This window comes from Halorussus sp. MSC15.2 (genome assembly GCF_010747475.1).
GTDB lineage: Archaea > Halobacteriota > Halobacteria > Halobacteriales > Haladaptataceae > Halorussus.
On the sequence record NZ_VSLZ01000001.1, the window covers coordinates 473,792 to 491,399 of the forward strand.

Genomic DNA, 17,608 nt, shown 5'->3' on the forward strand with positions numbered 1-17,608 from the left:
CACGGCGTCCACCGACAAACGCTTTCCTCCGACTGCGACCCACTCGTCCCGAGTCCCCGCCGACTGGCAGAGCGACCCGTCTCGAACTCACAGTCGCGCGGCGTTGGTTGCAGTGGCCGGACGAACACTTATGCTGGCGGGTTAACAACCCGCACTCAATGGGGACCGACACGAACGACAGTCAACCGCTCTCGGACGTTCGGGTACTGGAGTTGGGGAACATCGTCGCCGGACCGTTCGCGAGCGTCATGCTCGCGGACCTCGGTGCCGAGGTGGTGAAGGTCGAACGCCCCGGTAGCGGTGACGTCCTCCGTAGCGCGGGCGAGGCCGGACCGCCGATGTTCGACGCGCTGAACCGCAACAAACGCTCCATCGAACTCGACCTCAAGAGCGACGCGGGACGCGAGGCCTTCCTCGACCTCGCCGACCGGGCGGACGTGGTCGTCGAGAACCTCGGTCCCGGCGTCGCGGACCGACTGGGTATCGGCTACGACGAACTGAGCGAGCGGAACCCGGAACTCGTCTACCTCTCCATCAAGGGGTTCCTCGACGGACCGTACGGCGACCGGGCCGGGATGGACGTCGTCGCCGAAGCCATGTCCGGGCTGATGAGCATGACCGGCGAACTCGGTCGCAAACCGGTCCGCGTCGGCACCTCCATCGCGGACATGGGCGCGGCGATGTACGGAGTGATGGGGGTGCTCGTCGCGCTCCGAGAACGGGAACGCACCGGCGAGGGCCGGAGAGTGGACGGTCCGCTGTTCGAGGCGGCGGCCTCTTGGATGGGCTACTGGATAACCTACGCCGACCGGTACGGCCGCGACCACCCGTCGCTCGGGGCGTCCCATCCCACGTGGGCGCTGTACGACGTGTTCCGCGTCGGCGGCGAGGACGACTGGTTGTTCCTCGGCGTGACGACCGAGCGCCACTGGCCGGCGCTCTGTCGCGCCATCGACCGGGAGGACCTGCTCGCCGACGAACGGTTCGAGACGTCCCAGTCGCGACTCGACCACAAGGCGGAACTGACCGAGACCGTCGCCGAGGAACTGCGCGACCGCGACCGCGAGAGCGTGCTGGCGGCGCTGTTGGCCGAGGACGTCCCCGCAGCGCCGGTGAACGACCCGTCCGACCTCGTGGACGACGACCACCTCGACGCCGTCGACCTGCTGGCGGAGTTCGACTCCGCGGAGGACGGCGAGTCGCTACAGACGGTGATGACGCCCGTTCACGGCGACGGAATCGCGCCGGCTCAGCGACTCGACCCGCCGGAACTCGGGGAACACACCGAGGAAATCCTGCGCACTGCCGGACTCGACGACGACGCCATCGCTGCGCTTCGGAACCGGGGGGCGTTCGGGAGCGAGTAGGGATTCGCGGACGAAGCGCGGAAACAGTCGACTACGGAGTCAGGATTCGACGGCTTCCGCGACGACCTCCGCTGCGGCCTCGCGGGACAGCGGCTCTCCCCGCTCCGCGGCGGCATCTCGCAGCGCTTCCTGCCCGACGGCGACCTGTTCGTCCGTCGCCTCCAGTCCGGTCGCGTCGAGCAGAGCACGAACCCCGCCGCTGCCGGTTCCGCGGCCGAACAGCAACTCGCGCTCGGCACCGTACCGCTCGGGGTCGAACGGTTCGTAGGTGCTCGGTTCGCGGAGCATCGCCGCGGTGTGGAGGCCGCTCTCGTGGCGGTACCCCTCCCGGCCCAGCACGGGTTTGCCCTCGTAGTCCACGTCGAGCGCGTCGAGAATCTCCCGGCAGGCGGGGACGAGTTCGGGCAACTCCAGTGCGACGTCGTCGCCGCGCTCGCTTCCGAGGACCGCGACCTCCTCCAGCGGGGCGTTTCCGGCGCGTTCGCCGACGCCGCCGACCGTGGCGTCCACGCTGTCGGCACCGGCGTCCACCCCGGCCACGGCGTTGGCCGTCGCCACGCCCATGTCGTCGTGGGTGTGAATCGTCACCGCGAGGTCGCCGCCGACCTCGTCGGCGACCGCGGCGACCGTCTCCCGGACCGCTTCCGGGTCGCCCGCACCCGTCGTGTCCGCGAGCGTGACGTGGCGGCCGCCCGCGTCGCGGACCACTCGCGCCCCCGCTCGGAGGTGGTCGTTGTCCGCCCGTACGGCGTCCATCAGCGTCGCACCGGCCGCGACGCCGCCCTCGACCGCTCGCTCGACGTTCTCCCGCAGGAGGTCCAGCGACTCCTCGCGGGTCTTCCCCAGCGCGTGTTCGAGTTGGACGTCAGAACTGTTGACGATGACTTCGATTTCGTCTGGTTCGACGTCGAGGGCGGCATCTACGTCGGCCGGAACGGCCCGAGCGAGCGCGGCCGTCCGCAGGCCGAGCGACTCCGCGTGGCGGTACAGTTCCTCGCGCGGCGCGGCCCGGGGAAACGACACTTCCACCCGGCCGACGTTCACGCGCGCCAGTCCGTCGAGGACGCGCTTGCCGACGTCGTCGGTGATTTCGAGGCCCGGCACCTGCGACCCCTCCCGGAGCGTGAGGTCCTTGAACGAGATAGTCATACGGTATCAATCACCAACATCCCGGTTAGGACTTTTCCAAGCGGCAACGGGTACCTCCGGTCAGGGCGGTTCGGTTCCGACGCACCGACACAGCGATTCCTCTCGGTCGGCGTCGAACCGCTAGGTCGGGAGTTCGCCGGACCGCGTCTCCTCGAACTCGTGTACGCTTACGAGCAGGCGACGGGACGTCGGCGGTCTCCGAAACGATTCGCCGGGAGTGCGTGACCGTCGTCCGAACGTCCGGACGAGCGAAAGGAACAGCACTTTCCGGACCTCTCACTATTCAGTACGTATGTCAGACGTGTCTGCACACCACTTCGGCGTGACGGTGACCGACCTCGACCGGGCGGTCGAGTTCTACCGCGAGGTACTCGGTCTCGACGTGCTCGACCGATTCACCGTCTCGGGCGAGGCGTTCTCGGAGGCCGTCGGCGTCGAGAGCGCGACCGGTAACTTCGCACATCTCGACGCAGAGTCGGCCCGGGTCGAACTCGTCGAGTACGAACCGGAGGAGGACACGGACCGTGACGCCGAGCGCGTCAACCGACCGGGCGCGAAGCATCTCGGTCTCTCCGTCGAGAATCTGGACCGCTTCTACGAGCAACTGCCGACGGACGTCGAGACCCTCAGCGAACCCCGGACGACCGAGAGCGGGACGCGAATCCTGTTCCTCCGCGACCCGGAGGACAACCTCGTCGAACTCGTCGAGTCGTAATTGCGTCACGACGGGCGATTCGCTTCGGCGTTTTGCATCGCGTGTCAGTTGACAGTACAGTTCCGACACCTTCATTATCCGGTGTCGTTCTGTTCCGAACGATGCAACACGTAGCTTCAGAGGACGCGGCCGAACCGCTGCTCGTTACGCTCGCGGGTGACGACTGTCGCTGGTGCGCGTCCGGAACGCTCGCACGCGAGCAGTTCAAGGGTGACGATGCGGTCGTCTGCGAAGACTGCGGGACGCCCGCGGCCCGCGTCTGGTGAGTTCGTCGTCGCGTTCTCTCGGCATCCGCTACCTTCAGAACAGCGCTTCCAGTTCGTCGCCGTCGTCCCTGACCAGACTCTCCAGATTCTCCTCGCTCTCTTCCCGTATGTCTTCGAGGTTGTCCTGCGTCTCGACCGCGACGCCCTGTAGGTCCTTGATTCGCGGGACGTCGGTGACGCCCGACAGCAGCGTCACCGCCGCGACGTGGTCGGTCCCCTGCATCGGGTAGTCGCCGCCCCGGACCTCCATGCTCGCGGTCTCGTTCTCCAGCCACTTCCGGCCGCGCTCTATCCCCTTCCGGTTGAGGTAGTCCTGCGGTCCCCCGACGACGACCAGCGACCGGTCGGTGCTTCGGACCTCGCACGGGAGGGTAAGCCGCCCGAGGGCGGCCTTCCGGACGAGGCTGGTGATGCGATTAGTTGTCTCGGTCGCGTCGAGTTGCTCGTCGGTGAACCGGCCGAGCAGACCGCCGCTCGCTGTCTCGACCTGTTCGGTGGCGTAGCCGATGGTCGAGACGCCGCCACAGGAGAGCGTGTTGATTATCTCGCTGGAGTCCACGACGCTCTCGCCGACGTCTTGGCCCGCCTGCACCTCCCCGGCCGAGAAGAGCATGCCGAACCGCCGGACTATCTCCTCGTTGATGCGGTCGTAGCCGCCCCGGACCGACTCGCCGGTCTCGCGCCACGCGTCGTTGTCGAAGACGAGGAGGTTGTCCACCTCGTCCACGAAGGTCTTGAACGACCGCGCGGCGTTCAGGGTGTAGATGCCGCCCTCGTCCTCGGCGGGCAGGACGCCCAGTCCGTAGACGGGTTCGGTGTAGATGCGCTTGAGGTGGCTGGCGAGGACCGGCGCGCCGCCCGACCCCGTCCCGCCGCCCATGCCCGCGACCACGAGGAACGCGTCGATTTCGTGGACCGGAACTTGGTCGATAGCCCCCTGAATCTCGTCCATGTCCTCTTCGGCGATGTCCGCGCCGAGTTCGTTGTCCGCGCCCACGCCGTGGCCCTTCACGCGGGCCTGCCCGATGAGGACGCGATTACGCTCGGGGACGTGGTCGAGTCCCGCGAGGTCCGCCTTCGCGGTGTTGACTGCGATGGCCGACCGGACGACGTCGCTTCCCGTCTCCCGGTCGTACTCCACGAACTTGTCCACGATTTTACCGCCAGCCTGCCCGAATCCAATCATTGCGAGCTTCATAGTTTGGTGCCTCCCTAACGCCGATTTCCGCGAGTTACCCGGCGACTGACCGCGAGTTGTGCCGGGCTTATCGGCTGTATCACCACACCACACCGGTTCTACCCATAGTTATACGGCGTCACACGGGAGTTCAGGCGGTGCCATACGACCGCGGAACGGAGTTCGGTCGCGGTCGCTCGGTCGTCAGTTCGCTCCTCGGACCGCCCTGCGAGACCGACGACCGGCCGCCCGTCACAGATGCCGGAATCGTCGTCCCGCGTCGGAGTTCCTCCGACTCCCCGCGTTCGTAAGCACCGCCTGAAACGCCTGTTCTCGGTCGTTCCGTCGCCGCCCGCGGACTGAATCCCGGCGACCTGTGCAGACTCGGCCGACGCTCCGCCGACCGATAGCTTCGACGGGCGTATTATCCCCGGCCGCCAACCGACGCGCATGCGCCAGTTCATCGTCCTCGGTCACGACGCCCCGACGACGCCCGACTTCTCGCTCGACGACCTCGCCGGCGGCGCTGGCCGCCTCGACGTGCTGTGTCGGTGCGTCAACTCCGCGTTCTTCCTCTCCCACGCGATTCGTGAGGACGTGCGGGTTCACCTCGTGTTGCAGGACGAGGTGACGGTTCACTTCGAGGGGAGCGAACTCCGGCGACTCAACCCCGACGAGCGGAGTACGGCGGCCCTGATTCGGGGCGCGTTAGAGGAGAAAGACGAGGCTATCGGCCACATCGCGGCCGAGAGTTCACCGGGCGTCTCCGTCTCGAAGCGCGGGTTCGAGTCGGTGCTGGAGGAGGCCGCGAGCGAGGGAACCGTCGTCCAACTCCACGAGGACGGCGACCCCGTGGTGGACGTGGAACCGCCCGAGGACCCCGTCTTCGTCCTCTCGGACCACAACGACTTCCGCGACGAGGCGGCGTCGCTGCTCGCCGACGCCGCCGACCGGCGCGTGCGCCTCGGCCCGGAACTGCTCCACGCCGACCACGCGATTACCGTGGCCCACAACTATCTCGACACCGACGGGTTCGCGTCGTACTGAGGGTGACTCAGCAGAACACGCGCGGGTGGAGACTCGGCTCTGGATTCACTCCGTGTAGAAAACCACCCGGCGCGCTGGCGCGGCGGCTCGTTCGCCGCGCCAGTGCGCGAGGGATGAGGACCGCAGGCCCGTGGCCGAGGACCGCAATCGGTTGGGGAGGACGTGGCCCGCGGTGGCGGTCACTCCTCGGAGTCGGCAATAGCTAGCTCCTTCTGGGCCAAACCTCCAGATAGAGCGCATTCTCGACTGATGATACAGCGCACTCCTCGACCGAGAGTAGCCCGAAGCTAACTTTCGGCTTGAGCCTCGGAGTCTACCGCCTCCGCCCCGCACCCTCGTCCTCCCCACCCACTCTCACGTCTCGAACGACACCCTCACGGTCCGCCCGACCTACTCTCCGACCATGCGAGTCAGCGTCATCGGCGGCGGCACGGTCACCGACGCGGAAGCCGAGACCGCCGAGGAGGTCGGTCGGCGTCTCGCCGAGCGCGGACACACCGTCGTCTGCGGCGGTCTCGGCGGCGTCATGGAGGCGGCGTGTCGCGGCGCGAGCGAGGCCGAGGGGCGGACCATCGGCATCCTCCCCGGCGAGGACCGGGCCGCCGCGAACCCCCACGTGGACACCGCCATCGCCACCGGGCTGGGCCACGCCCGCAACGCGCTCGTGGTGATGAACGGCGACGCGGTAATCGCAATCGACGGGGGCGTCGGCACGCTCTCGGAACTCGGGTTCGCGGGCGTGTTCGACCGGCCGACCGCCGGACTCGGGACCCACGACGCGCCGGGCGTCGAAGCCGTCTCCTCGCCCGCCGAGGCGGTGGCGTTCGTCGAGTCCGAGGACGACGGTGGGACCGACCGAGAGGCGTAGCGTCACCGACCCCGCGACAACGCTCAAGGACGCTCGTCCACTACGTCTCGTGATGCCACTTTCCGAGGCCCAGTGGGAGCAGGCCGAACCGGACGACAACGTCATCGCGCTCGTCTACGGCTTCCTCGAAAGCGAGAAGCCGACCGCGTACTCCATCGAGGAGATATTCTCGCAGGCCGAGGCGAACGTCCAGTCCGACTCGTCCTCGACGTGGGAGGACGTGGGCGCGCTCCTCGGCGAGCAGTCGGCCGAGGAGAAGTACCGGTGGGCCTTCGAGTACCTCGTCCACGCGGGCGAACTCGAGAAGCGCGCGGTGTTCGACGGCGGTGAGAAAGTCGAGTTCTACCGAGCCACGTAACCCGCGGTCGGTCGGGTGAATCCGGAAGGATTAAACTTCGGACGCGCCTTGGTCCACGTGCGGGCCGGTGGGGTAGCTTGGTATCCTTCGGCCTTCGGGTGGCCGTAACCGCGATTCGAATTCGCGCCGGCCCACTTCTTCCCGCATTTCACTTCGACGCAGCGAGGTGTTCAAAACGCCACGTCTGTACGGAGATGTAGAGCGTCCGCTGACTCCGCGTCAGTTCGTCGCGCCGAGCGCCTCGGTGGGGTCCTCTCGAGAGAGCGAGTTCGCGTCTACGGCTGTACCGAATCTTCTCGTCTGGGCTTCGCGCTATCTCGAGCCAGTTTTGCGCAGACAGGAGCGAATCCACGCCCATTGGTGTCAATTGTTTATCTAGATTCTATAGAAAATTTTAACGTTATATCCAACTAACTAATTAATGCCATGTCGGAAAAGACACGGCGTTCGTTCGTAAAGCAAAGTGCCCTGACCACTGCCGGCCTCGGTGCGCTCGCCACCGGAGTTGGCGCCGCCCAAGACCGCGTGAGGCTCACGGCCGACGATGCCATCCGGAAGCAACTCGACCTCGCCGACATCGAGTTCCCCGGTGGAGGCGTCTCGACGATGGCCTCGTGGCCGGTCAGTTTCAGTTTCGACGTGGCTCCCGGTGAGGGGAAGTTCGGCGACTCCCCCGCCATCGCCGAAGGTGCGTACTACGACTTCGACCTCAGTTACTCGCCCGAACTCACCGTCGCCATCGGTTTCCTCGACACGGCGACCGGCGAGTTCAACGGGTACAAGGTCACCGGTAGCAATCTCTACCGAGTCGAAGCCCCCGTTAGCATCCCCGAAGATAGCGCGGCCGTGGGAGTCTTCAACCTCTCCGACAACAGCCGTGCGGTCTCGGGCGACCTGTCGGTGACCAATTAACCGGACACCCCCATTTTTTTGTTCTGCACTGCTGCTCGTAGCGTAGGTCTTTAGCGACTTCCAGCGTAGACTGCTCTGCGCCGTCGGGAGTTCGCCGAGGACAGGGACGACGTCCTGAGCGTCTCGAATTCGTCGCCAAAACGTCGTGGACGGGAAGCCGAGAAGGGGCCGGAGGGGCGGCGTCAGACCTACTCGTCGTCTTCGGTGCCGACCTCCACCAGACCGTCACCGACCGAGGTGATTCTGGTTACGTCGGTGCGGAACGACTCGTCGGCCGTGAGCCGCTCGTCGTACTCGACACTACTCCCTTCCCCGACGGTCTCGTCGGCCTGTTCGTCGCTACCGTCCATATCGACCCTGACGACGTCATCGCCTTCGGCGTCCATTTGGCTCTCGTTCAGGTCGATGTGGAACGACTCGTCGGCCGTGAGCCGCTCGTCGTACTCGGTGCTGTTGTTGGTCGCGGTAGTCGGTTCTGTCGGCTGTACGACCTCGGAACTGTCGGAACTCACGTCGTCGGTGGCGACGATGCCGCCGGTGACGACCGTCAACATCGTCACGACCGCGACGGTGAGCGTCATCATTTTCGATTTCATGGGTATCACTATTGGTGAGTGACTCGGGCGACAGCAACCCGGCGGACGCGGCTTGCCGGTCGCCGCTCGTCCGAGCCACTCCGTTTCAGGATTGTACGAAAACCCACTTAGATTCCCGTTGGAAACGAATTAGAAACAAGGAGAGAAAAGTTCCGAAACTGCGCGCAGTCGCGTTACGACGACCGTACGTTACAACAGCACGACCCTGTTTCCCATGCCGTGTCGTTTCCGCTCCGCGAGGTTCTTGCTTTCGAGATTGTCCAGTACTCTGCTGACCGTCGCCTTCGACAGGTCGGTTCGCTCGACGATTTCGTTCTGCGCGAGAACGCCGTCTGCTTCGAGGACGGTTTCGTAGACGACCTGCTCGTTGTCGACTAGTTCGTCGGCCACCTCCTGCCACTCCCGGCGGCGGGTTTCGAGCAGTTCGTCGCTCGATTCGACGCCCTCGTCGCGGTCGCCGACGGACTCCGAGTCGGTCCGCTCGGAGTCGGAGTTCGATTGGCCGTCCACCAGCAGGTACGTTCCGCTCGACCCCAAGAGACACGACGCCACTGCAACCGTCCCGACGGCGCGATAGCTGAAATAGCCGCCCAACTCTGCGACCTTCGTTCCGTTTTCGCCGACCGAGACCATCACTGGTGACGGGGTAATCAACTGCAGCGCGAGGACGAGACTCGAGGCGACGAAGACGACTGCCGCAAACAACTGCTTGTCGCGGAGGGCACGCACGTCCATATTTCACTGTTCTAAGGGTCCTCCTAATTACCGTCGATTCACCTCGGCCAAAAACCGACAGAAAGGGCTTGAAACGCCTATGAAACGCGTTTCGAACGCGTTTCACCACAGTACTGATGTGGCCTTTCGTACAACGTTACACGTGATGAAAGACGCCGTTCGTTTCCGAGTTCTCGCCCTCGTCGGACTCGCCGCGCTCGGAGTCGGGTTGGCTCTCGTCGGAACCGCCATCGGAGTCGGCGGACCGCTCGCCGATACCGGTTCCGACGTGGAGTTCACGGTCTCCGAGGACAACGTCACGCTCTCGAACGACCGCCGAACGGTGACGGTCGTCGAGAACATGACCGGCGTCGAAACCGTCGAGATAACGGAAGACGACGGCCAGTTTCGGGTTCGAACCGGCGGGAGCGACTCGCTCACGGCCGCCGAGCGCGACCGTGCGGTGGCGATAGCTCGGAACAACGCCACCGTGAGCCAGTACCTCGACCGCACGAACCGATACGAACTCGGCGTCGAACTGATAGAGCGGATAAACGCCAGTTCCGGTCGGAGAGTAACGGGAGACGCTGGGCAGAACCTGTCGCTCGACGAGTCCGGAACGGCGACGTTCACGGTGGAGAACGTCACGACCGCGGACGGCGACGACTCGGTTACCATCGACCGTGACCTCTCCTCCGCCGAGCAGCGAGTGACCGTCACGGTCAGACGGCCCGCGGACGGCGAACTTCGATACTCGATTACCGTCGATTTAGCGGACGAAACCGTGGTCGAGATTACGGACTGGGGAACGCCGTAGCGAGGCGCCAAGAGTCCCGATTCGCGGAGACCGCCGAACCGGAAACCCTCCGCCGCGTCCGACCCCTTCGGGTGGCGTCGCGGTTCGGCGTTTCGGCTTCGACTCGAACGCTCCTTCGATATCGCGACCGTTCCGCCACGAGAACGTATCAGCCTACCGAAAACGGCGGCGAACAACGTTTTATACTTTCGGTAGCATCCACGAACGACGACAAATGGCGACCGCCACAGGCGAGAGATTTCCACGTCACCGAGTAGAGCGCGTACGCCCGACGGACACCGCCGACGCGACCATCGACCCGTGATACGCGGTGGCGACGCGGCGGACCGCGACCAACGCGCGGACGAAGAACGCGGAGTGAACGACGAACGCCGAGGAGAACACGGGGACGGCGACGGCGGCGACGATACGTCCGACCGACGCGAGGACGCGTTCGAACCCGCCGACCCGATAGACGCCGACCGCAAACGCACGGAAGGAGCTTCCGACGCCGCGAGCGAACCCACGAAATCAGTCTCCGACCGCGACGGCGACTCGGCGGGACCGACGCCGCGGACCGACGACCGACTCTCGATTCCGCTCGAAACCATCGCGGTCCTGAACTGGCTGGGCGAAATCGGCGTCGACGGCGTCGAATCCCGACTCCGAGCGGTCTCGACCGACGACCTGACCGTCGAGACCCAGCAGGTCAAAATCGGCTACGCCGGGCCGGAGACGATTCTCGACCAGTTCGGCGTCGAGGACCGGGCGGGTGCGCGCATCCCCGTCCAGAAACCGTTCTCGGGGACCGTGCTGGTGCTGTTCCCGGTCGAGAGCGCGAACCGCGCGGCGTCGCTCATGCTCCGGCGCGCGGTCGAGGACGCCGAGTCGGTCGTCTCCACGGAGATGGGTCGGGACGCGCTGACGGAACTCTGCAACGTGATGGCGAACGGGTTCGTGGACGAGTGGGCGGAACTGTTCGACACGCCCATCGACACCGGCGCGCCCGTCGCGGTCCAGAACCCCGAGATGACGCTGCTCCACCACATCTTCTCGGTCTCGGACGTGGGGCTGTATCTCACGTCTCGGCTCCGTCTCGCGGCCGACGACATCGACGTGACCGTCTTCGTCTTCCCCGGCGAGGAGCGGTTCGTCACCGAGATTTCACAGTTCCGCCCCGACGTGATAGACCGGTAGCCGGTCGTGACTCGGCCGAAGTACCGCGTCGCTGTGGGCTGTCGAATCTATCTCGACGCGACCGATGCTCAGGTCTCGAACTCGTCGGCGAGGTCGTGGAACGTCTCTACCGTCAGGTCGGGTTCGGTGTCGTACGGTCCCCAGAGCGTGTCCTGCCGGTTGACCCAGACCCCCTGCATCCCGGCGTGCATCGCGCCCGGCACGTCCCACCACCCAGCGGCCGCGAAGGCGAGTTCCTCGGTCGGCGTTCCGATGCGGTCGGCGGCGTGGCGGTAGAGTTCGGTCTCGGGTTTGAACCGCTCGACCTCGTCGGCGCTGACCGTGTCCTCGAGCAGGTCGCCGATGTCCGCGTGGTCCACCATGGAGTCGAGCATCTCTTCGTTCCCGTTCGAGACGACGTAGAGGTCGTAGCCCGCCTCGCGCAACCGCTCCATCCCCTCCCGAACGTCGTCGAAGACGGCGAGTTCGTGGTACGTCGAGAGAATCTCCTCGCGTCGGCCCTCGTCGAGTTCCACGCCCTGTGCGTCGAGTGCCCACTTCAGCGCGTGGCGAATCAACTCGTAGAACGAGTGGTACTCCTCGATGGCGTTGCCGACCATCGCGTACTGCAGCGACCGATTCCGCCAGAGTTCGGCGACCGCGGCGGGATTCTCGACGTGTTCCGACAGTGGCTCTTCGACGGTGTTCACGTCCACGATGGTTCCGTACGAGTCGAACGCTATCGCCTCGACCGCGTCGGTATCGAGCGTCATGTCGGCCGTACGTCCACCCGGACGCCGAAATAGCTTCCCGCCGAACGACCGCGGGGTTCTGACCGCACGCCGAATCCGACCACCCGCCGTTCGCCGGGGTTCACACGACTTTTAGCCCTCGCGTCCCTCCGGACGCCAATGACAGAGCTGTTCGACCTCCCCGTCGATTCCGCCGAAGACGTCGCCGAGCGCCGCGAGGAGGTGGTCGCGCAGGTCCGCGACCACGCGGGCCGAATCGCTCGCGAACTCGCGCTCCTGCAGGGCGGCGACTACGGGAAGCAGACCTTCGAGACCGATGACGGCGAGTGGACCGTCAAGTACGAGGCGGGCGACCTCCAGTTCCTGCTGTTCGAGGGCCGGAGGGCCGAGACCTACGTTGTCTCGACCCACCAACCGCCCGACCCCGAGGACCTCGCGGCGGCGCTGGCCGACTACGACGCCTTCGTCGCGGCGTTCAACGACTACGTCCGGTCGCTCGACGGCGTGCTGGACGACGTGGCCACCGACTTCTCGGAAGTCGCCTCCACAGACTCGGTCGTGGCCGAGCGCGAGCGCATCCTCGGACGCGTTCGCGAGGTGGCCGACCAGATGGCCCACCAACTCGCGCGCTACGAGGGCGGCGACTACGGCACCTACGGGACCCGAGTCGCGAGCAACCGGTGGGAACTCAAGTGGGAGAACGGCGAGGCGTCGTACCTCCGGGTGGGCGGCGAGGGCGGCATCTACCTCCTCTCGCAGTACCAGCCACCGTCGGCCCACGACGTGCGCAACCTCGCCGAGGACGTTCCGGCGTTCGTGGCGGCGTTCAACGACTACGTGGACGACTTGGACGCGAGCCTCGACGGCGTCTCGCTCTGAGCGGGTCGGTCGCTAAAAGAATCGGGCCGAACGCACGCCGCGGGTTCAGATTGCCGGTTCGCCGCCGGCAGAACCGCCACCGCGACCGCCGCCGCGGTACGACGCGTCGCCGAACGCCAGCAACGGGAAGAACACGAACGGCAGGAACCAGAGACCGACGCCCCAGCCGATACCTTTGCCGAACGCTTTCGCTACGCCGACGTACATCTTCCCGGCGGCGTAGATGTTGGCTATCGGGATGATAAACAACAGGAGGTACCAGCCCGGATTGTCACCGATTTTCAACATGACGTAGGCGTTGAAAATCGGAATGAGCGCGGCCCAACCGGGTTGGTCGGCTTTCTGGAAGACTTTCCACATGCTCGCGACCGTCAGGACGAGAATCCCGAGATAGGCGACGAGCAGTATCGTATTTGCAATATCGGGTGCCATTGGTAAGTGTATTAACTCGATATTACGATGAACGCTGATAAGTTCTTTGGTGTTTCAACAGATGTACCGAAACCAAATACGGGACGCCCGATGATACCACCCGGCTACTCCGACGAAAGCAATCCCGTCGCGGCCCGCTTCAGAATCTCGAGTGCGAGCGCGGCGTCTCCGAGGTCGATTCGCTCGTCGGCCGCGTGGGCCTGCGAGAGGTCGCCCGGACCCCAGATGATGGCCGGGGTCCCGGCCGCCACGAACTCCCGAGCGTCGGTCGCGGCCTCCAGTCCCCACGGTTCTCGCGGCGCGTCGGCCGTCTCGGCGGAGAGTCGGCGGAACCGCTCGGCGAGCGCGTGGTCCGTCGCAATCCCGGCGGACGCGTAGTGCTCGACCAGCGTCAAGTCGGTCTCGACGCCGGTCCGGCGCTCGGTCTCGGCCAGCACGTCCTCGATTTCGGCTTCGACCGACTCGAACGTCTCGTCGGGCAGGATGCGCCGGTCGAGCAGGAACTCGGCCCGGTCGGGAAGCACCGCCATGTTCGAGTCGGTCCCGGCCTCGAACTCGGTGACGGTGGCGAACGCCCGGCCGACGAGGGGGTCCTCGCGCTCGCGGAGTCGCTCGTCGTAGTCGTCTATCGCCGCGAGGACGGGACGGGCGGCGTCTATCGCGTTGGTGCCTTGGTCGGGGTGACTCGCGTGGGAGGCCGACCCTGCGACGCCGACGCGGTAGGTCACGACGCCCTTCGCACTCGTGGCGACTCGGAAGTCGGTCGGTTCCAGCACGACCGCGCAGTCGCCGCCGTACCCCGCTTCGACGAGCGTCCGGGTGCCGGGGTCGCCGGTCTCCTCGCCCATCGCGCCGTGGAAGACGAGCGTCCCGTCGAGGTCCCCCGCCTCGATGTCGGCCGCGAGGTCGCGGAGCGTCAGCATGGCGACGGCGAGACCCGTCTTCATGTCGGCGCTCCCTCGGCCGTGGAGCGTGCCGTCCTCGACGATTCCGGCGAAGGGGTCGCGGTCCCACTGGTCGGGGTCGCCCGCGGGCACCACGTCGAGGTGACCGTTGAGGACGAGCGTGGTCCCGTCAGCGTCTCCGCTCTCGCCGGGGTTCGCTCCTCCGGAGTCGTCTCCGTCCGCGGGGTCGTCGCCGACCCACGCGACCGCCTGCGCCCGGTCGGCGCTCGGTTCTTCCACGAGGCGGGCGTCGATGCCGCGCTCGGCGAACCAGTCCACGACGAACTCGGCGCAGGGGCGCTCGTCGCCCGGCGGATTCTCGGTGGGGATGCGGACGAGTCGGGCCGCGAGGTCGGCGAGTTCGTCGGCGTCGTCACCCTCCATGGCTGGTTATTCGGCGGCCACCTCGAAGGTCGCTTCGACGGCCCCGTCGAGGTCCGCGAGCAGGTCGTCGGGGTGTTCGGTGCCCACGCTCAGGCGGACCAGAGTCTCACCGATGCCCGCCTCGGCCAACGCCTCGGGCGAGAAGTCCTGATGGGTCATCACGGCGGGGACCTCCGCGAGGCTCTCGACGCCGCCGAGACTCTCCGCGAGGGTGAACACGTCGAGGTTCGCCGCGAACCGCGCGGCCTCCTCGACGCCGCCCTCCAACTCGAAACTGACCATCCCGCCGAAGTCGGCCATCTGTCGGGCCGCGACCGCGTGGTTTTCGTGGGACGCCAGACCGGGGTAGTAGACGGTCCGGACCTGCGGGTGGTCGTCCAACCACTCGGCGACCGCCCGGGCGTTCCGGCAGTGGCGGTCCATCCGGGCCGAGAGCGTCTTGACCCCGCGCAGGGCGAGAAAGCAGTCGAAGGCGCTCGGAATCGCACCGCGGGCGTACTGGACGTAATCGAGTCGCTCGGCGACCGCCTCGTCGTCGGTCGCGACCGCCCCGGCGATGAGGTCCGAGTGGCCGCCGACGTACTTGGTCAGCGACTCGACCACGACGTCGGCACCGAGTTCGAGGGGGCGCTGGAGGTAGGGCGACGCGAAGGTGTTGTCCACCGCGCAGAGGGCGTCGCGGTCGGCGGCGACCTCGGCGATGGCCGCCACGTCGCCGACCCGAAGCACGGGATTGGTCGGCGTCTCGAAGTAGACCAGCGCGGTGTCGGGCGTCATCGCGTCGGCGACCGCCTCGGCGTCGGTGATTTCGACGTGGGTCACCTCGACGCCGTACTCGGCGTACACCTCGGTCAGGAGTTCGTGGCTCTCGGCGTAGAGGTTCGCTCCTGCGACGACGTGGTCCCCGCTGGAGAGGAGCGAGAACACCGCGTCGATGGCGGCCATCCCGCTGGCGAACGCCGAGCCGTGGGTGCCGCCAGCCATCCCGGCGAAGGTCGCTTCGAGTCGGTCGCGAGTGGGTTCGGCCATCCGGGAGTAGCGGTAGTCGCCGCGGGTCTCGGTAGGGGTCTCGTACTCGTAGGTGGCGGTGGTCTGAATCGGCGGGGCGAGCGCCCCGTGTTCGCCCCGGCCGCGCCCCGAGTGGACCTCTCTGGTCTCAAACTGCCTGTCGTCGGCCATAATGTAGTATGGCAACACATCTCATTAATAGCTACCGCATCGCGAGATACCGCGAACTGGGGGCTGAAAACGAGAAACCGGGACCCGGGCGTGGGAATCCGGGACGCTCGAACCCGAACGTGAGAACCGGGAAACTGAAACCCGAGCGTGGGGATAGCGGCCGATGCCCGTCCAATTTTCCACACCTTCATAAGGGATTGGCTTCGTGGATTACAGTAATTGAAATGACTCGGACTTGCCCGAAACCGCGTTCCGGGGCGGTCGGTGGTCGCCGTGTCTGAGGCGGAGCCATTCGACGCACGACAGGAGACGCCGACGCTGGTCGTCGTCTGCGGCCTGCCGGGCGTCGGCAAGACCACCGTCGCCGAGGAAGTCGCCGAGCGCCTCGACGGACTGCTCCTCCGGACCGACGTGATTCGCAAGGAGATACTGTCCGACCCCGACTACACGGAGGAAGAGTCACGGATGGTCTACCGTGAACTGTTCGACCGGGCGCGCCGGACGGTCGAAGACGGCCGGAGCGTGGTCCTCGACGGGACGTTCAAGGACGCCGACGACCGTGACCGGGCGACCGAACTCTCGGCGTCGCTCGGCGTCGAGTTCCGACTCGTCGCGGTCGAGTGCGACGAGGACGTGGTTCGCGAGCGCATCGAGCGCCGGGAGGGCGACGAGAGCGACGCCGACTTCGAAGTCCACGCCATGTACCGCGAGCAGTTCGACCCCATCTCGGTGGACCACGTCACGGTGGACAACTCCGAGGGTATCGAGGAGACGACCCGACAGGTGGCCGAGTCGTTCGAGTAGCCGGTCCGACACCCCGCTTAAGTCGGCGTCTACCGATGTCCCGGCATGCGAACGAGCGGGACCGAACTACCGTCGGAGGACGTTCCGGACGACGAGTACGAGTTCCGACTGCCCGCCGAGACCTCGCTCGGTCGTTGGTTGGTGTTCGACGCGAATCGACTGTTACTCGCCTCGCTCGTCGTCGCCGGAGTCTTCGCGTGGTTCCTCGCGCTCACTTGGTCCGGGACGCTCGTCGTGACCAACGAGAACACCGCGTCCCTGCTTCTGAGCGTCTTCGTCGCCGGGAACTTCACGCTCATCTCCATCGTCATCACCATCAACCAACTCGTCCTCTCGCGGGAGTTCGGCAAACCGCACACGCTCCGCGAGCGAAACGAGGGCATCAAGCGCTTCCGGGAGAGTCTCGAATCGCTGGCGGGCGTGACCGTCGGTCCACCGGACCCGCTCGAACTCCTCCGGATGGTCCTCCGGAACATCGCCGACCGGACGAACGCGCTGCGGGAGGCGACCGGCGAGACCGACGACCCGCGGTTGCGCGCCGAGACCGACCGACTCGCCGACACCGTCACCGAGGAGACCGAGCGAGTCGATTCGACCCTCGACGAGTCGCAGTTGGGCGACTTCGACGTGCTGGTCTCGATGCTATTCTACCGCTCGGCGTGGCAACTCAACGCGGCCCGCAGAATCAGGGGGCAGTACGCCGATACCCTGCCGGAGTCGGCCGCCGAATCGCTCGACGAACTGGAGGAACTACTCCGCGGGTTCAACGTCGCCCGTCAGTACGTCCAGACGCTCTACATGCAGAAGGAACTCGCGGAACTCTCGCGCCTGCTGCTCTACGTCGGCGTCCCATCGCTCGTCGTCTCCTCGTCCGCGATGCTCGTCTACAGGGACCCGGGAGTGACCGTCGGCGCTGGTCCCCTCGTCGTCGTCTACAGCGCGGTGGCCGCCGCGGCCTTCGCTCCGATAGCGATTCTCCTCTCGTACGTCATTCGCGTCTCGACCATCGTCAGTCGGATGCCGTTACTCAGTCCGTTCGTGACCGACGGATAGTCACCGTCCGTCGGCATATTTGCGCCCGCGCCGTCCGCGA

General features: G+C 66.2%; 21 protein-coding genes and 1 tRNA gene. 14 read left to right on the forward strand and 8 right to left on the reverse strand.

The genetic code is table 11. The features are described 5' to 3' along the window. Positions 1-158 precede the first annotated feature (158 nt). Positions 159-1,367: a CaiB/BaiF CoA-transferase family protein gene (locus FXF75_RS02420; protein WP_163519956.1), complete on the forward strand. Its 1,209-nt coding sequence runs from the start codon at positions 159-161 to the stop codon at positions 1,365-1,367. A 39-nt stretch (positions 1,368-1,406) separates the two neighbouring features. On the opposite strand, the gene FXF75_RS02425 is transcribed toward FXF75_RS02420, so the two are convergent. Continuing rightward, on the reverse strand, positions 1,407-2,516 hold the full coding sequence (locus FXF75_RS02425) for a LeuA family protein (protein WP_205427129.1): 1,110 nt from the start codon (positions 2,514-2,516) through the stop codon (positions 1,407-1,409). A gap of 292 nt (positions 2,517-2,808) precedes the next feature. On the opposite strand from FXF75_RS02425, the gene FXF75_RS02435 reads away from it, so the two are divergent. Next, the gene (locus tag FXF75_RS02435; protein ID WP_163519958.1) at positions 2,809-3,231 is read left to right on the forward strand and encodes a VOC family protein; all 423 of its coding nucleotides are present in this window, start codon (positions 2,809-2,811) and stop codon (positions 3,229-3,231) included. 101 nt (positions 3,232-3,332) lie between these two features. Continuing rightward, complete coding sequence (locus FXF75_RS21940) at positions 3,333-3,497, forward strand: HVO_A0556 family zinc finger protein (protein ID WP_205427132.1); 165 nt, start codon at positions 3,333-3,335, stop codon at positions 3,495-3,497. 34 nt (positions 3,498-3,531) lie between these two features. Here FXF75_RS21940 and FXF75_RS02440 read toward each other — a convergent pair whose 3' ends face one another. Then, positions 3,532-4,695, reverse strand: coding sequence for a tubulin/FtsZ family protein (locus FXF75_RS02440; protein ID WP_163519959.1), 1,164 nt, complete (start codon positions 4,693-4,695; stop codon positions 3,532-3,534). 137 nt (positions 4,696-4,832) lie between these two features. Between FXF75_RS02440 and FXF75_RS02445 the strand changes: the two genes are divergently transcribed. From FXF75_RS02445 to FXF75_RS02470, 6 genes are all read left to right on the forward strand, one after another. After that, positions 4,833-4,985: a hypothetical protein gene (locus FXF75_RS02445; RefSeq protein ID WP_163519960.1), complete on the forward strand. Its 153-nt coding sequence runs from the start codon at positions 4,833-4,835 to the stop codon at positions 4,983-4,985. A gap of 139 nt (positions 4,986-5,124) precedes the next feature. After that, positions 5,125-5,721: a tRNA (pseudouridine(54)-N(1))-methyltransferase TrmY gene (gene trmY, locus FXF75_RS02450; protein WP_163519961.1), complete on the forward strand. Its 597-nt coding sequence runs from the start codon at positions 5,125-5,127 to the stop codon at positions 5,719-5,721. Positions 5,722-6,124: 403 nt separating this feature from the next. Continuing rightward, entirely contained in the window at positions 6,125-6,589 is a 465-nt protein-coding gene (locus tag FXF75_RS02455) for a TIGR00725 family protein (RefSeq protein ID WP_163519962.1), read from the forward strand. Between the two features lie 52 nt (positions 6,590-6,641). Continuing rightward, entirely contained in the window at positions 6,642-6,947 is a 306-nt protein-coding gene (locus FXF75_RS02460; protein ID WP_163519963.1) for a hypothetical protein, read from the forward strand. Positions 6,948-7,008: 61 nt separating this feature from the next. Next, positions 7,009-7,081: transfer RNA gene (locus tag FXF75_RS02465), tRNA-Pro, on the forward strand. A gap of 292 nt (positions 7,082-7,373) precedes the next feature. Further along, on the forward strand, positions 7,374-7,859 hold the full coding sequence (locus FXF75_RS02470; RefSeq protein WP_163519964.1) for a hypothetical protein: 486 nt from the start codon (positions 7,374-7,376) through the stop codon (positions 7,857-7,859). 188 nt (positions 7,860-8,047) lie between these two features. On the opposite strand, the gene FXF75_RS02475 is transcribed toward FXF75_RS02470, so the two are convergent. Further along, positions 8,048-8,455 carry a hypothetical protein gene (locus FXF75_RS02475; protein WP_163519965.1) on the reverse strand — a complete coding sequence of 136 codons (408 nt, stop codon included), beginning with the start codon at positions 8,453-8,455 and terminating at the stop codon, positions 8,048-8,050. A gap of 189 nt (positions 8,456-8,644) precedes the next feature. Beyond that, positions 8,645-9,190 carry a MarR family transcriptional regulator gene (locus FXF75_RS02480; protein WP_163519966.1) on the reverse strand — a complete coding sequence of 182 codons (546 nt, stop codon included), beginning with the start codon at positions 9,188-9,190 and terminating at the stop codon, positions 8,645-8,647. A gap of 145 nt (positions 9,191-9,335) precedes the next feature. On the opposite strand from FXF75_RS02480, the gene FXF75_RS02485 reads away from it, so the two are divergent. Together FXF75_RS02485 and FXF75_RS23250 are read left to right on the forward strand one after the other, a co-directional pair. Then, positions 9,336-9,986 (forward strand): hypothetical protein, encoded by a 651-nt coding sequence (locus FXF75_RS02485; RefSeq protein ID WP_163519967.1) that lies wholly within the window; start codon positions 9,336-9,338, stop codon positions 9,984-9,986. Between the two features lie 300 nt (positions 9,987-10,286). Continuing rightward, the gene (locus FXF75_RS23250) at positions 10,287-11,162 is read left to right on the forward strand and encodes a chemotaxis protein CheC (RefSeq protein WP_163519968.1); all 876 of its coding nucleotides are present in this window, start codon (positions 10,287-10,289) and stop codon (positions 11,160-11,162) included. Positions 11,163-11,230: 68 nt separating this feature from the next. Here FXF75_RS23250 and FXF75_RS02495 read toward each other — a convergent pair whose 3' ends face one another. Further along, positions 11,231-11,914: a haloacid dehalogenase type II gene (locus FXF75_RS02495; protein WP_163519969.1), complete on the reverse strand. Its 684-nt coding sequence runs from the start codon at positions 11,912-11,914 to the stop codon at positions 11,231-11,233. A 138-nt stretch (positions 11,915-12,052) separates the two neighbouring features. Here FXF75_RS02495 and FXF75_RS02500 point away from each other — a divergent pair, with 138 nt between their 5' ends. Then, on the forward strand, positions 12,053-12,772 hold the full coding sequence (locus tag FXF75_RS02500; RefSeq protein ID WP_163519970.1) for a hypothetical protein: 720 nt from the start codon (positions 12,053-12,055) through the stop codon (positions 12,770-12,772). A gap of 45 nt (positions 12,773-12,817) precedes the next feature. On the opposite strand, the gene FXF75_RS02505 is transcribed toward FXF75_RS02500, so the two are convergent. The 3 genes from FXF75_RS02505 to FXF75_RS02515 all read right to left on the reverse strand — a co-directional run bounded on the left by FXF75_RS02505 (position 12,818) and on the right by FXF75_RS02515 (position 15,711). After that, positions 12,818-13,204 carry a DUF5684 domain-containing protein gene (locus FXF75_RS02505; RefSeq protein ID WP_163519971.1) on the reverse strand — a complete coding sequence of 129 codons (387 nt, stop codon included), beginning with the start codon at positions 13,202-13,204 and terminating at the stop codon, positions 12,818-12,820. A 104-nt stretch (positions 13,205-13,308) separates the two neighbouring features. Then, positions 13,309-14,532, reverse strand: coding sequence for a M20 family metallopeptidase (locus FXF75_RS02510; protein ID WP_163519972.1), 1,224 nt, complete (start codon positions 14,530-14,532; stop codon positions 13,309-13,311). A 6-nt stretch (positions 14,533-14,538) separates the two neighbouring features. Then, positions 14,539-15,711 carry a PLP-dependent aspartate aminotransferase family protein gene (locus FXF75_RS02515; RefSeq protein WP_163519973.1) on the reverse strand — a complete coding sequence of 391 codons (1,173 nt, stop codon included), beginning with the start codon at positions 15,709-15,711 and terminating at the stop codon, positions 14,539-14,541. 273 nt (positions 15,712-15,984) lie between these two features. Here FXF75_RS02515 and FXF75_RS02520 point away from each other — a divergent pair, with 273 nt between their 5' ends. After that, complete coding sequence (locus FXF75_RS02520) at positions 15,985-16,515, forward strand: AAA family ATPase (protein WP_309221744.1); 531 nt, start codon at positions 15,985-15,987, stop codon at positions 16,513-16,515. A gap of 45 nt (positions 16,516-16,560) precedes the next feature. Beyond that, positions 16,561-17,568: a hypothetical protein gene (locus tag FXF75_RS02525; RefSeq protein ID WP_163519975.1), complete on the forward strand. Its 1,008-nt coding sequence runs from the start codon at positions 16,561-16,563 to the stop codon at positions 17,566-17,568. The last annotated feature ends 40 nt before the right edge of the window (positions 17,569-17,608 follow it).